Source organism: Rhizobium nepotum 39/7, from assembly GCF_000949865.1.
Taxonomy (GTDB): domain Bacteria; phylum Pseudomonadota; class Alphaproteobacteria; order Rhizobiales; family Rhizobiaceae; genus Agrobacterium; species Agrobacterium nepotum.
In genome coordinates, this window is sequence record NZ_JWJH01000048.1 from 1 (window position 1) to 13,018 (window position 13,018).

The 13,018-nt window shown below is 60.5% G+C and carries 14 protein-coding genes and 1 pseudogene; 1 reads left to right on the top strand and 14 read right to left on the bottom strand.

Annotation, left to right across the window (positions count from 1 at the left end):
• The 4 genes and pseudogenes from nocM to nocP all read right to left on the bottom strand — a co-directional run.
• Positions 1–415: pseudogene (gene nocM / locus RS75_RS24160) on the bottom strand (nopaline ABC transporter permease NocM); the annotation flags it as partial.
• Position 416: 1 nt separating this feature from the next.
• Positions 417–1,127: a nopaline ABC transporter permease NocQ gene (nocQ, locus tag RS75_RS24165; RefSeq protein WP_045025159.1), complete on the bottom strand. Its 711-nt coding sequence runs from the start codon at positions 1,125–1,127 to the stop codon at positions 417–419.
• Between the two features lie 72 nt (positions 1,128–1,199).
• The gene (gene nocT, locus RS75_RS24170; protein WP_045025160.1) at positions 1,200–2,051 is read right to left on the bottom strand and encodes a nopaline ABC transporter substrate-binding protein NocT; all 852 of its coding nucleotides are present in this window, start codon (positions 2,049–2,051) and stop codon (positions 1,200–1,202) included.
• 65 nt (positions 2,052–2,116) lie between these two features.
• On the bottom strand, positions 2,117–2,890 hold the full coding sequence (nocP, locus tag RS75_RS24175; protein WP_012654959.1) for a nopaline ABC transporter ATP-binding protein NocP: 774 nt from the start codon (positions 2,888–2,890) through the stop codon (positions 2,117–2,119).
• 253 nt (positions 2,891–3,143) lie between these two features.
• Between nocP and RS75_RS24180 the strand changes: the two genes are divergently transcribed.
• Positions 3,144–4,046 carry a LysR family transcriptional regulator gene (locus RS75_RS24180; protein WP_045023359.1) on the top strand — a complete coding sequence of 301 codons (903 nt, stop codon included), beginning with the start codon at positions 3,144–3,146 and terminating at the stop codon, positions 4,044–4,046.
• Between the two features lie 359 nt (positions 4,047–4,405).
• Here RS75_RS24180 and trbI read toward each other — a convergent pair whose 3' ends face one another.
• From trbI to RS75_RS24230, 10 genes are all read right to left on the bottom strand, one after another.
• The gene (trbI, locus tag RS75_RS24185) at positions 4,406–5,713 is read right to left on the bottom strand and encodes an IncP-type conjugal transfer protein TrbI (RefSeq protein WP_045025161.1); all 1,308 of its coding nucleotides are present in this window, start codon (positions 5,711–5,713) and stop codon (positions 4,406–4,408) included.
• Positions 5,714–5,727: 14 nt separating this feature from the next.
• Complete coding sequence (gene trbH / locus RS75_RS24190) at positions 5,728–6,204, bottom strand: conjugal transfer protein TrbH (RefSeq protein ID WP_045025162.1); 477 nt, start codon at positions 6,202–6,204, stop codon at positions 5,728–5,730.
• A complete protein-coding gene (gene trbG, locus RS75_RS24195; protein ID WP_045023492.1) occupies positions 6,204–7,058 on the bottom strand; it encodes a P-type conjugative transfer protein TrbG in 855 nt (284 codons plus the stop codon). The genes trbH and trbG overlap by 1 nt, the downstream gene beginning before the upstream one ends.
• 17 nt (positions 7,059–7,075) lie before the next feature.
• A complete protein-coding gene (locus RS75_RS24200; protein ID WP_045023364.1) occupies positions 7,076–7,738 on the bottom strand; it encodes a conjugal transfer protein TrbF in 663 nt (220 codons plus the stop codon).
• 14 nt (positions 7,739–7,752) lie between these two features.
• Positions 7,753–8,949 (bottom strand): P-type conjugative transfer protein TrbL, encoded by a 1,197-nt coding sequence (gene trbL / locus RS75_RS24205; RefSeq protein ID WP_045025163.1) that lies wholly within the window; start codon positions 8,947–8,949, stop codon positions 7,753–7,755.
• Positions 8,943–9,161, bottom strand: a complete 219-nt coding sequence (trbK, locus tag RS75_RS24210) for an entry exclusion protein TrbK (protein WP_045025164.1) — start codon at positions 9,159–9,161, stop codon at positions 8,943–8,945. The genes trbL and trbK overlap by 7 nt, the downstream gene beginning before the upstream one ends.
• A complete protein-coding gene (gene trbJ, locus RS75_RS24215) occupies positions 9,158–9,967 on the bottom strand; it encodes a P-type conjugative transfer protein TrbJ (protein WP_045025165.1) in 810 nt (269 codons plus the stop codon). Before trbJ ends, trbK begins: the two co-directional genes overlap by 4 nt.
• A complete protein-coding gene (locus RS75_RS24220) occupies positions 9,939–12,407 on the bottom strand; it encodes a conjugal transfer protein TrbE (protein WP_045025166.1) in 2,469 nt (822 codons plus the stop codon). The genes trbJ and RS75_RS24220 overlap by 29 nt, the downstream gene beginning before the upstream one ends.
• Before the next feature lie 10 nt (positions 12,408–12,417).
• A complete protein-coding gene (locus RS75_RS24225) occupies positions 12,418–12,717 on the bottom strand; it encodes a conjugal transfer protein TrbD (RefSeq protein ID WP_045025167.1) in 300 nt (99 codons plus the stop codon).
• The coding region (locus RS75_RS24230) for a TrbC/VirB2 family protein (RefSeq protein ID WP_045025168.1) at positions 12,710–13,018 on the bottom strand (309 nt) is incomplete at its 5' end. The genes RS75_RS24230 and RS75_RS24225, both read right to left, overlap by 8 nt.

Consider the following 13,018-nt stretch of genomic DNA (forward strand, 5'->3'; position numbering starts at 1 on the left):
GAATTGTGGACATGCCGACAGCGCGCGCGGCTTCGATCTGCCCGAGAGGAACCGCCTGTATGCCGCCCCGGATGATTTCGCTGGTATAGGCCGCGGTATTGAGGGCCAGAGCGAGGATCGCGCAAAACCACGGTTCGCGGAACGACGACCACAGACCAATTTCCGTGAGAAACCCTCTGAACTGAGCGGAGCCGTAGTAAATCAGGAACATCTGCACCAGAAGCGGCGTCGATCTGATGATGTAGACGTAGCCGTATGCCAATGAAGAAACGATACGGTTCTTCGAAAGCCGCATCAGCGCAACAGGCACAGAAACAACAAACCCGATGAGGAGCGATATGAACGCGAGGGTGAGCGTCGTGGGGACGGCGGCGAGCAGTTTCGGGAACGACTCGATAATGAGTTGAATATCCATACTATTGGCTCCTCACACCGCGGTTCGCCCATTTTTCAGCTTTGAGAAAGCCCCGGTTTGAGACGGAGGAAAGCAGAAGGAATATCACGAAGGCGGTGATGTAGAAGGTAAATGGCTGTTTCGTCGAACCCGCACCCATGGCCGCAGTCCGCATGATCTCGACCAGGCCGACAACGGAGATTAGCGACGTGTCCTTGAGCGTGAACTGCCAGACGTTTCCAAGGCCTGGGAGGGCGAACCTAGCCGCTTGTGGGATCAGCACCCGGCGCAGCCGCAGCCATGGACCCATCCCAATGGATTTCGCCGCTTCGATCTGGCCGGGGGGAACAGCGAGAACGGCAGCGCGAATGACCTCGGTGGCATATGCTCCGGCACTCACACTGATGCAGAGTACGCCGATCACGAAGATTGGAGGCTCGATGTACCCCTCGTATCCGAACAGTCCATTGGCGATGGTGCGCAGGAGTGTGCCGCCACCGAAGAATACCAAAAAGATGATGAGCAGTTCAGGGACGCCGCGAACCACCGTCGTATAGACGTCACCGAGCAGGCGTAGTGACCAGAAACGGGATAGCTTTGCCGCAGCGAAAATCGAACCAAAGATGATTCCGAAAAGGTACGAACAGGCTGCGACGACAACAGTCATCATCGCCCCGCGCACCAATTCATCGCCCCAGCCGGCGTCTCCCCATTGCAATAGTGTTAAATCCATCGACCACGCCTCAAGCTTGCAAAACGGATAGAGCGCCGGCCACACGAGTGCCGACGCTCCAGCTGAAAGAGATTACTGCTTGGGAGACGCGTCGTAACCGAACCACTGTTGGGACAGCTTCTGGACGGTACCGTCCGCGATGGCGGCATCAATTGCTTTGTCGAACAGAGCTTTAAGATCGCTATCCTCTTTGCGGATGCCAACGCCGACACCCTTGCCGAACACTCCCCCCGTCATCCTCGGACCAAACATCTTCAGGTCCTTGTTGTCAGGCTTGTCCGTTAGCGGCTTCAGGAAGCTGACCGAAGCCAGGCTCGCGTCGATCCGACCGGCCTTCAGATCCATTACGACATTGTCGATGGTGTCATAGGTGGAAATCTGCACGCTCGGCATCATTTGTTTCATGAACGCTTCATGAGATGTACCGGCTTGAACGCCAAACTTCATGCCTTCGAAAACCTTGGTGAACTTATCCAACTCGGTCTTCTGCTCGGGGGTAATATTGTCGAGCGGAAGGTTCTCGAGTGCCACCGGGGTCTTCAGAAGCGGACTGTCCGCTGTCGTCAGGAACGTCATCGGCGTGAGGAGATACGGCCGGGAGAACGCAATTACCTTTTCGCGCGCCGGCTGAATTCCCATCGCCGCCATGATGGCATCATAACGGCCGGCCGTGAGCGAAGGAATGATCCCATCCCAAGCCTGCTCGACGAATTTACATTCGATGTTCATGCGCTTGCAAAGGTCATTGCCGAGATCGATATCAAAGCCGATCAGTTTACCGCCCGCGTCCTTGAAGTTGTACGGCGCATAGGACCCTTCGGTCGCGATCGTAATGCTTTTGTAGTCCTTGGCTTGGGTCGGGCCTGCCGCGAGAAGCACACCAGTCACGACTGCCGCAAGCGCATTCAAATTGAAGAATTTCATAACGTTCACCTCTGTTGCTGTTATTGTTTATTTTCGAATGTTGACTCTTCTGCGCGCCCGTGAGCTCACAAAACGCTGGAGAGGAAGGCCCGACACCTTGGTGACGTCGGATTCTGGAACACTTCTTGCGGCGTTCCCTGCTCTTCGATTTGCCCCTTCTCGAGGAAGAGAACCTTGCTCGATACGTCGCGAGCAAAACCCATTTCGTGCGTTACCACGACCATTGTCCGCCCCTCTTCGGCGAGCTTCCTGATCACCTTCAGGACTTCGCCCACCAATTCCGGATCGAGGGCAGAGGTTGGTTCGTCGAAGAGAAGCGCGCTTGGCTGCATAGCCAGTGCGCGTGCGATGCTGACGCGCTGTTGTTGTCCACCTGACAATTGAGACGGGTAGGCGTCGTGCTTGTCGGCAATACCAACCTTGTCCAGGAAATCCATTGCACGGTCGCGCACGTCGCCCTTAGGCTGTTTGAGAACGTGTACGGGGCCTTCCATAACGTTCTGCAGAACAGTCATATGCCCCCACAGATTGAAGCTCTGGAACACCATGCCAAGTTGCATCCGCATGCGTTCGATCTTTTTGCGATCGACGCCGATCAATCGGCCAGCCGCATCCGTTTTGACGACGACCTCTTCCTGCCCGACAGCGATACGGCCCTTGTTCGGGGTTTCGAGGAAATTCATACAGCGCAAGAAAGTACTCTTACCGGACCCGGAGCTGCCGATAATCGAAACCACATCGCCTTTATTGGCCGTGAGTGAAATGCCCTTCAGAACTTCCAGCGTTCCGAAGTTCTTATGGATATCTTCTGCCACCAGGGTGGGCTGCGTACCGTCCATTCGCGTTCCCTTGTTCTATCATTCCCGATCTCTTGCGATGCAGCGAAAAACCGTGCCGTTAGCACGGCCGAGAATGGCGCAGCCGGCACCTGTCCGGCTTTCATTCTCAAAGGTGAAACACGTGTTCACGTGGCCACCGCGGTACATTCTTCGAGAGTAGGACCCAGTTTTCTATTGTTACTAAAAGCTTGCCTTCCATATCGCAAGGGCAGTAATAGGCATGCGCCCATGTGTATTTGTTATGGAGAAAGCAATGATTCAATCGCGTCAGTTAGAAGCGTTCCGGGCAGTCATGCTGACAGGAGGTATGACGTCAGCAGCGAATCTGGTGAGGATCACGCAGCCCGCGATCAGCCGGCTGATCAGGGATCTCGAAGAGGAAATTGGAATCAGCCTCTTCGAAAGAACGGGCAACCGGTTACGTCCTACGCGGGAGGCCGGTATTCTGTTCAAGGAAGTGTCGCGACATTTCAACGGGATTCAGCACATCGACAAAGTCGCGGCTGAACTGAAGAAGTCTCACATGGGGTCTCTAAGGGTCGCCTGTTATACGGCGCCGGCTCTGAGTTTTATGTCCGGCGTCATCCAGACGTTCATCGCCGATCGGCCCGACGTGTCGGTCTACCTCGACACGGTTCCCTCCCAGACGGTCCTCGAATTGGTCTCGCTCCAGCACTACGATCTCGGAATATCGATATTGGCTGGCGACTATCCTGGTCTCACCATTGAACCTGTCCCTTCGTTTCGTGCCGTCTGCCTGCTACCGCCGGGGCATCGTCTCGAAGACAAGGAAACTGTTCATGCGACGGACCTTGAAGGAGAGTCATTGATTTGCCTCTCTCCAGTGAGCCTTCTACGGATGCAAACGGACGCCGCACTGGACAGCTGCGGCGTCCACTGTAATCGCAGGATAGAAAGTAGTCTGGCGCTGAATCTCTGCGATCTGGTAAGCAGGGGAATGGGGGTTGGTATCGTCGACCCCTTCACTGCCGACTACTACAGTGCAAATCCGGTTATTCAGCGCTCCTTTGATCCGGTTGTCCCCTACCATTTTGCTATCGTTCTTCCGACCGACAGCCCACCGCCGCGCTTGGTTAGCGAGTTCCGGGCAGCGTTGCTTGATGCTTTGAAAGCCTTGCCCTATGAAACCATTTGATCGTCAGGATCGCAGCAAGTTGTCAAAGATATCGGGTCCAGCCCGGTGTCGCGGTCGAAAGGCTGGCGAACCCGGCTTATCCCGTTCTAGAGGCCACCAGTCGGCGAGATTTACCCGCACGAAAACATTGTTGCTGGTATCTCCGTCGGCTCGGTATTCGCTTGGGATGCGATAGGCAGCGGGACCGGCGCGCAGCTCGTCGAAATCACGGCTAGACGGAGATTCTGTGGCGACTGCAGATAGAAAGATGCCTCCGAACACTGTGATTCCCGGAACGCTGTAATTCGAGCGGTTGCGTACTTTCGACACGGTGATGTTTTGCCCGAACACAACAGACTTGTTGGGTCTGGGCACGTGTCTCATCGATATGCTCCTGGGAAAACAATGTCCTGATCGACCAGCACATTGAATTTGTAACCAGGCCGGATCTCGAGCGTAGGCTGCACGTCCATGTTTCTCTGGATGGTCCGGTCAGCGACGCGCCCGAAAGTCTCTGCGAAGTTCCTTCGCGCCGCATCTGATGCCGTATCCTGCGTCGCGAGTGTCGAACTCTCAGGCACGGCCATGTCGATCCCCGTGCCGATCACCGCAATAAGGATGGCCGAACCAAACGTCTGGAGCCACTTCCGATCCACCTTATCGCGGAAACCGCTGTAGCCCTGCGCCTCCGTCCCGGACATGCCGCCGATCTGGAGCGTCGAGCCATTCGGGAAGATGATGTCCGTCCAGACGACGAGCACACGGCTCTGGCCGAACGACACCTTGCTGTCATAGCGGCCGAACAGTTTCGTTCCCTGCGGGATCAGGAGGCGGTGTCCTGTCGCCGAGTCATAGACGTTCTGGCTTACCTGGGCAGTGATACGCCCGGGCAGGTCGGAGTTGATCCCGGTGATCAATGTCGCGGGAACGACCGAACCACGTTTGAGTTCGTAAAGCGACTGCTGGGGGACGACACGGTTCGGAAGATAACCGAGCTCCTTGAGGTCGGCATTGAAGAAATCCTCCTTCGTCTTCTGGCCGTTCGGATCAACATTTTGCCCGCCGAGACCCGCACGAAGAGCGGCGGCGTAGAGGTCGGATGCTCCGGGAGCCGTTGCCGTGGAAACCCCGTTCGTCGTCCCGGCCGTGTCGTTTGTATTAGCTCCCTGCCTGTCAAACTTGCCGCGGTCGATAGCGATCGGTGAGTCATAGGCGGCGTCATTGGCCTGCAGCCGGGCCATTCTCTGGCGCTGCCGCTCACGAAGATATTGCTCTTCCTGCTCGCGCTGCAAGCGGGCGCGCCAGACCTGTTCAGATTCCAGTTGCGGTTCCGTCCGCGCATCTTCCCTTTGACCGGGCTGAGGTGTGAATGGATTGACGGAGCGCTTCTCCTCTTCCCTCTCGACCGGCGTCGGCTGCAGCGTCGTCACCTGCTGCGGCTCGCCGATGATGCCGTCGGAAACGCCGCGCTTGATCTGATCGGCGAAGGTTGACGCCGGATTGCCGGAGCTTGTGTCCGGGCCGGTGTCGCGGAAATACAGTCCGCGTGAGGTCAGGCCGTAGAAGATGACGGCTAGAAAGACGACCACAAGCACGATCACGACGATGATCGGCATTCGGTTGATCCGGCGCATGCCGGAGCCCGCCTCCTCGTTTTTAGAGCCGCCGAGCTTGAGCGATTGAACCATGACCGCCCTCTCCCCTAACCGCGTTGCATGACCGAGAGCGCGCTCGCCGGCTGCGCGCTCATCGTTGTGACGGTATAGGCGCGGCCGAGTTCGACGCTGTTGGTCGACAGACGGGCGAGCACTTGCCCCTCGAAGGGAATGACGACATAGGCGAGCGGCACGGTGCGCGTCGTGCCATCCGTCTTCTGGTCGGTCACGACCGCATAACCCCATCCCTTGAGGGACGCCTCCAACGCTTGCCCGAAGGGCGAGCCGTCCTGCTTCAGCGAGACGGTCGCGGTACCAGGGCCGATCTGCTCGGCGAGCCTGCTCACCATGTCGCCGGCAATGGCGCTGGCCGCCGGCCCCGAGATTTCGGCAGGGGCATTGCTGGAACTCAACCCGTCCGTCCCGGCGGATTGGCATCCGGAGAGGAGGAGGGCGAGGGCGCAGGTGGCAGCGAGGCTGCGGAGGGGGCGCAAGGGGTGCGTGCGGGAGGGCAAGCTTGGCATCACCGCCCTCCCCTTTTGATTGTCACCTTCTCCTGTTTCCAGCCGACGCCGGAAACGAGAACCGCGCGGTCAACGTGATAGTCGACAACCATCATATCGCCCTTCATCCGGTAGTTGACGATGCGGTTCTGACCACCGGAGACGACAAATAGCACCGGCGCGTCCTGGCCGGAGATCGAGCGCGGGAACTGGACGTAGGTTTTTTCCCCGTCAGAATAGACGCGCGTCGGCCGCCAGCTTGCGTTGCCCGACATAGAATAGGCGAAATTCAACTGCTCGGCGGGAACGCCGGTGCCGGGAATGGTGCTGGCCTCCATTCGTGCGTTGATGTCAGCGAGCTTGGTCGAAACGTCTTCAGGATATTCGAAGCCGACGCGTGCCATGTATTGTGCCTGGTGCGACTTGAGCTGGATGTGGTAGGTGCGGCGTGAGGTCGTCACCACCATCGAGGTGACGAGGTTCGGCTCTGATGGCTTGACGATCAGGTGGATCGCCTGCCCACCCGCAGCGCCCGAGGTTGCCGGCTCCACCTTCCACCTTACGGTGTCGCCAACGAGCACGTCGCGAACCACCTCGCCGCCCTGGAGCTCGATGTCGCAGACCTGCAAAGGTGAGCAGACGACGGAGGGCTGTACCTCGCCATAGAGGAAGATCACCTTCCCGTCCGGTCCTTTCGTGACAAGTCCGCGGGATCCGCGCCACTGGGTGGAAATCCCCATCCCCTTCGCTTCATTGGCGGTGACGCCATCGGCTGCGAGCGCGCGGGAGAAAAGAGAAGCGGAAAACGGCAAGATCGAGGCAACAATCGCGGCAGCAGTCAGCGTGGCCGAAAAACGTCTCAGTCGAATGTTCATGTTCGGGGCCATGCCTTTCAAAGCTGCGCGGTCCAGTCGAGATCCCGGAGATAGAGTCCGATTGGGTTAAGCCGGATGACGCCCTCGTCCTGCGGTGGCGTCAGTGTGACGGTAGCAATCCCGCGGAACCGGCGCGTGGCTGTCTCCTTGCCGCGGCGGTCTCGCTCGAATTCGGTCCAGTCGATCTGGTAACTCTGGTTCGACAGCGCGACGATGTTATTGACCTCGACGGCGACCGTTGCGTTCTTTGCTTTCTCGAATGGCGAGGAGGAGCGAAACCAGGCGTTGACCTTTTCTGTCGCAGGATCCGAGGTCCGAAGCAGCGCATAGGTGCGGTCGATATATTGTTTCTGCACGACCGCATCCGGCGACACCGACCGGAAGTTCGAAACGAAACTGCCAAGCGTGGCGCGCACCACGCGCGGATCGGCATATTCGATCTGCTGCGGGAAGCCGGCGCTTGAGGCCGTGCCGAGCTTGTCGACCTCCACGATATAGGGCACCAGCTTGACCTGCGTGCTCTGGTAGAGAGCGTAGCTGAAGCCGACCACCGCCATAGTCATCCCGGTGACGCCGACCAGACGCCAGGCCGCGGCTGCCTTCACATAGGAGCCGTAACGCTCGTTCCATTCCGTTCTCGCAGCGATATAGGGATTGTCGGGCGGGGTGCGTCCGGCCATGTGCGGTCAGCCTCTTACTTGTTTTCGTTGACGGGCGGAGGCGGAGGAGGCGCCGAGGGCCTGCCGGAGTGCCGGGTCTGGTCAAGCTTGGCGTTGGCGAGACCGAGCAGAGAGCCGGCATAGGCGCCGGGCGAAGCGATCGCCTTTTCCTTGGCGGCCGAACCTGCCGCCCATCCGGCGTTGCCGATGCCGGACGCCATGCCGCGAAGTGCAGCTCCGGCCATGGACGAGCCCCCTGCCCTCGCGGAGCTCGCTGATTCTGCCCCCTTCATCGCAGCGCCCGCGCCAAGGAAGGCGCCACCGGCAGCGAAGGCGGCCGTCTGGCCACCATGGCGGATCGCCTCCATGCCGCCCGAGACCGATGCGCCCTGCACGACGCCCTGGATGATCGGCGGAACATACATGGCGATAATGAAGACCACGACAGAGATGCCGGCGATGCCAATCGTAGTGATGAACTGGTCGGAGGTCGCCGTCGGCGCCTCAGCCAGCCCGATCAGGATGTCGGAACCGATCTTGGCGATCATCACCAGCGCCATCAGCTTCATGCCGACCGAGAAGGCATAGACAAGGTAACGGACCGCGAAATCCTTGGTATAGGAGCTGCCACCCAAGCCGAGCATGATCATGCCGGCGAGGAGGCCCACATACATCTCGACCATGACGGCGACGAAGATCGCAGCGACGAGGCTGAAAGCGACGACGACCACGATCATCGCGAAGACCGCGGCGATCGCCAGCGCATTATCCTCCCAGAGGCCGAACTTCGCCTGTTCCGACATCTTGGAGGCGACGCGAATGCCAGCGTCGAAGATGTTGGCGGGCGAAGCCGAGCCGCCTCCAGCGCCGATCTGGAACAGGCTGTCGACCACCGCCTTGGCGAGCGCCGGGCCGCGATCGAGGATGAAGGCGAAGAGGCCGATGAACATGGTCCGACGCACGAGCTCGGCGAACCAGGCGTCGAGACTTGCCGCATTGATCGCCAGCCACACGGCGGCGATGCCGATCTCGATCCCGGCAAGGATCCAGAACAGCGACCGTGCCGCGTTCATGATTGTCGTCTCCCAACCCTTGGCGGCGGTGACGACCTGGTTCTCAAGCGTGGTGAGCACGGACCCCTGTTGGGCGAGCGCCGGCGCTGTCGCAAGAGCCAGGATCGCGATGACGATGAACGCGGTTTCGAGCTTGCGGGAGGGGCGAACGGTCACCATCGTGGCTTCATCTCCTGCCCGCCTCGAACATCCCGGTCAGGATCACCGCCGAGGAAGCGCTCCCGGTGCTCGCGCTGCGCTGCGCCAGAACCGGACGTCCCGGCCGGTGTTTCAGTCGCAGCATCCGGTTGGACCACCACCGAGACGATCATGCCGGCTCCGAAGGCGACCAGACCCGCGACTGCGAGGACGATGAGGATGCGCGGGCTCACCAGCGCGGCTCCATCGTCTGGCCGCCGCGAATGTCATTGGTCGGCGCGTTGAAGAATTTTTCGCGTCGGGCCTGGGCGAGGTCCTTCTGTGCCTGTTCCGACTGAAACCATGTTCCCATCATCGTGGTCTGCTGCGACACCAGCCCGCGCAGCTTCTGCATCTGCGCCACCTGCTGGGTGGCGATCTGGTGTCCCACCTGCAGGGCCTTCATCTGGCCGTCGGCGCTCTCCGACATCGAGCGCAGCGAGGACATGGTTGATTCCTCGCTGGAAAACTGCTCGGCCGTCAGGTTTGCCGCCTTCAGCGTGCCGGCGATCGTGTCGCGATTGGTGTCGGACCAGTTCTGATAGGTCGTTGAGAAGCTCTGACCGTCCGGCAGATTGCTCTTCATGTCGGCGAAGCTCTGGAAGCGCTGCTTCAGCACGTCATCGATGTTGCCCATCGAAAACGCGACACCCTGCCCTTGCGCGACGATGTTCTGGAGCTTGTTCAGGTCGCTCTCGACCTGGCCCCAGATGTGGTTCGGCAGCTGCGCGGTGTTCTGCAGCAGGTTTTTGTAGATGTTGATCTGGTTCTGGATCTGCTCGGCAAGCTGGCTGATCTGGGTGATCTGATTGTTCACCTGCTCGGCCGACTTTCCGACGAGACTGATGAGTTCCGCATTGTTGGCGAGCTGCGTCCACTCTGTCGCCTGCCCGGTGACACCGCCCGCATATGCCGGAAGCGGAAGAGCGATCGGGATCATGATGGCCGTGATCATAGCGGCGCGCGCCGTTTCAAGCGGCCGGGAAAAGTGTTTCGACATGGGCGATCCCCCTTTGCTGGAGCCAGTGCTTGGGCCAATCCGCCCCGTGTTCGAAGTGAAGGGCGCGGATGCGCTTGAGGTCCTCCTTGCCGGAAGCGCCGACGAAGGAAAGCGCCACGGGACCGAGCGACATGTCGAACAGCCGGCGGCCCTCCGGCGAGGCGACGTAATATTCGCGTTTCGGCAGTGCGGTGGCGACGATCTCGATCTGTCGTTCGTTGAAGCCGATCCGCTCATAGAACTCGCGCGTCCCTGGCTCGCGTGCCGCGCCGTTGGGCAGGCATATCTTGGTCGGGCAGGACTCCTTCAGCACGTCGATGATCCCGGAGCGCTCGGCGTCGGAGATCGACTGCGTGGCGAGCACGACTGCGCAGTTGGCCTTGCGCAGCACCTTCAGCCATTCCCTGATTTTGTTGCGGAACGTCGGATGACCGAGCATCAGCCAGGCCTCGTCAAGAATGATGAGGCTGGGCGCGCCCGTCAGCCGCTTCTCGACCTGCCGGAACATATAGAGCAGGACCGGTACGAGATTGCGCTCGCCCAGATTCATCAGCTCCTCGACCTCGAAGCACTGAAAAGCGCCGAGCGCCAGTCCGTCCTGCTCTGCATCGAGCAACTGGCCCATCGGTCCATCGACCGTGTAGTGATGCAACGCGTCCTTGATCTCGCGCATCTGCACGCCTGAGACGAAATCCGAAAGCGAGCGGCCGCGGGATTCCGCCATCAGGGCAAGCTGCCTGGAAATGGCGTTGCGATAGTCAGGCGTGACCGTGACGCCCTGCAGGGCGACCAGCGTCTCGATCCACTCCGCCGCCCAGGCGCGGTCGACGTCGGACGCGAGTTCGGCGAGCGGGCAGAAGGCCAGTCGTGGCGAGTCCCCCTCCCCTCCTTCGGCCGCGTCCCCGCCGATCTCGTAGTGATCACCGCCTATGGCGAGTGTCAGCGGCAACATCGACCGCCCCTTGTCGAACGCAAAGATCTGCGCATCCGCATAGCGTCGGAACTGCGCGGCGATCAGCGACAGCAAAGTCGATTTGCCCGAACCGGTCGGGCCAAAGACCAGCGTGTGTCCGACGTCATCGACATGGAGGTTGAGCCGGAAGGGCGTCGAGCCGCTGGCGACCTGCATGAGCGGCGGCGATCCCGGCGGGTAGAATGGGCATGGCGCGACGGGGCTTCCCGACCAGACCGAGTTCAGCGGAATGAGGTCCGCGAGATTGCGCGTGTTGACGAGCGGCTCGCGGATATTGGCATAGGAAACTCCCGGCAGACTGCCGAGAAAGGCATCGGTCGCGTTCAGCGTCTCGATCCGGGCGCCGAATCCTTCGGCCTGGATCAATCGGCGGATCGCCTCGCACTTTTCCTGAAGCCGTTCTTGCTGTTCATCGAACAACACGATGACCGGCGTGTAATATCCATAAGCGACGAGCTGCGACGATGCCTCGGCGATTGCATCCTCCGTCTCGGCCACCATCATCATGGCGTCCTGATCCACCGAACGGCTCTGGGTCTGGAAAAGCTGATCGAAGAACGGCCGCACCTTCTGCTGCCATTTCTTGCGGGTGCGCTCCAGCTTCTGCCGTGCCTCCTGCTCGTCGAGAAACACGAAGCGCGAGGACCAGCGATAGGTGAGCGGCATCAGGTCGAGGCTGTTCAGGATCCCCGGCCAGCTCTCCGCCGGCAGTCCGTCTATGGCGACGACACCGAGGAAGCGGTTTTCGACGGTCGGGGTCAGACCGTGCTGGAGCTCGGCCGTGACCAGCCAGTCGAGATACATCGGGATATCGGGCAGGCGGACCGGGTGGTTCTCGCCGGTGATGCAGAAGCGGATGAACTGGAACAGCTCGTCATAGCGGGCGATCCGGAAGGCCCCGCGCTCTTCGGTTTCCCGCGTCACCATTCGGCGGATAGAAACTACATTGGCGAGATACTGTTCGACCTCGCGGATGGAAGCACGAAAGGAATCGAGCGCCGTGTCGGCATATGTCGCCGATCGGCTCGCGGTATCCGAATAGACATAGCGCGTCAGCCCGGACCGCCGCGGTTCTGGCGGCTGCCAGGTGAGGATCAGCGCGTGCCGGCTCTCGAAATGCCCGCTCTCCCTCTCGAAATGGGACCTGCGCTCGCTATCGATCGCACGCGTGACCGGATCCGGGAAATGGCAAGCGTCGCCGGCCGGATAGTCGATCGTTGGAACCCGCAAGGCTTCGACCTGGATGATCCAGCCCGAACCCAGCCGGGCCAGGATCATGTTGATCTGCCGGCTGACCTCATTTCGTTCTGCGTCCGTCGAGCTTTCGCTGTCCGGGCCGGCAAAATACCAGCCGGCCATCAGCGAGCCGTCCTTCAGCAGGATTACGCCGTTGTCTACGAGACCTGCATAGGGAACCAGATCGGCGAATGATGGGCCGGAGTGTCGGAAGGGCTTCAGTGCGACCATGTTCACCCCCTCAGAACTTGCGCCACGGCGTCGAGGTGGGCCGGTAGAGGGATCGATAGGACACGTGCCGCAGATAGACGCGGCGCATCAGCGGATCGGCCTTCGCCATCATGCGGAGGGCGGCGACCGCGACCAGCCAGATGACCATACCGAACAGCGCGGCGTACCAGGTCAGCACCACGAAGATCAGGATCACGGCGGCAAGGCCTGTGAGCAGCACCAGTTCGCGGTCGGCGCCCATCAGCAGGTTCGGGCGTGACAGCGCCCGATGGACCCGCGAGCGGGCGAGGTTGGAGCCCGGTTCAGCCATGAGCCTCATCCCCTGCCCGTCGGAGTGTCGCCGACGATCCAACAATCCCAGGCCCGCCTCGTGCCTCGATCTCGCCGATCGAAGCGCCCGTCGCACCGAAGAGAGCGACGATCTGGGTCGCGCCGAGCAACACGCCGCCAACAAGGGCGACGTAGCAAAGCCTCCTGGCGAAGTCGTTCAGTTCTCCCCCGAAGATCAGCATGGCACCGGCGATCGCCACCGCTGCGAGTGCGATGAATCCAGCCACCGGTCCCGTGATCGACTGTTGGATTTGTTGCAGGGGAGATTCCCACGGCAACCC

Coding starts and splice junctions, on each gene's coding strand:
- nocT (WP_045025160.1), bottom strand. CDS start 2,051: ATGAAATTCTTCAATTTGAATGCGCTTGCGGCAGTCGTGACTGGTGTG.
- trbI (WP_045025161.1), bottom strand. CDS start 5,713: ATGGTTCAATCGCTCAAGCTCGGCGGCTCTAAAAACGAGGAGGCGGGC.
- trbH (WP_045025162.1), bottom strand. CDS start 6,204: ATGCCAAGCTTGCCCTCCCGCACGCACCCCTTGCGCCCCCTCCGCAGC.
- RS75_RS24200 (WP_045023364.1), bottom strand. CDS start 7,738: ATGGCCGGACGCACCCCGCCCGACAATCCCTATATCGCTGCGAGAACG.
- nocQ (WP_045025159.1), bottom strand. CDS start 1,127: ATGGATTTAACACTATTGCAATGGGGAGACGCCGGCTGGGGCGATGAA.
- trbG (WP_045023492.1), bottom strand. CDS start 7,058: ATGAACATTCGACTGAGACGTTTTTCGGCCACGCTGACTGCTGCCGCG.
- trbJ (WP_045025165.1), bottom strand. CDS start 9,967: ATGTCGAAACACTTTTCCCGGCCGCTTGAAACGGCGCGCGCCGCTATG.
- RS75_RS24220 (WP_045025166.1), bottom strand. CDS start 12,407: ATGGTCGCACTGAAGCCCTTCCGACACTCCGGCCCATCATTCGCCGAT.
- RS75_RS24225 (WP_045025167.1), bottom strand. CDS start 12,717: ATGGCTGAACCGGGCTCCAACCTCGCCCGCTCGCGGGTCCATCGGGCG.
- nocP (WP_012654959.1), bottom strand. CDS start 2,890: ATGGACGGTACGCAGCCCACCCTGGTGGCAGAAGATATCCATAAGAAC.
- RS75_RS24180 (WP_045023359.1), top strand. CDS start 3,144: ATGATTCAATCGCGTCAGTTAGAAGCGTTCCGGGCAGTCATGCTGACA.
- trbL (WP_045025163.1), bottom strand. CDS start 8,949: ATGGTGACCGTTCGCCCCTCCCGCAAGCTCGAAACCGCGTTCATCGTC.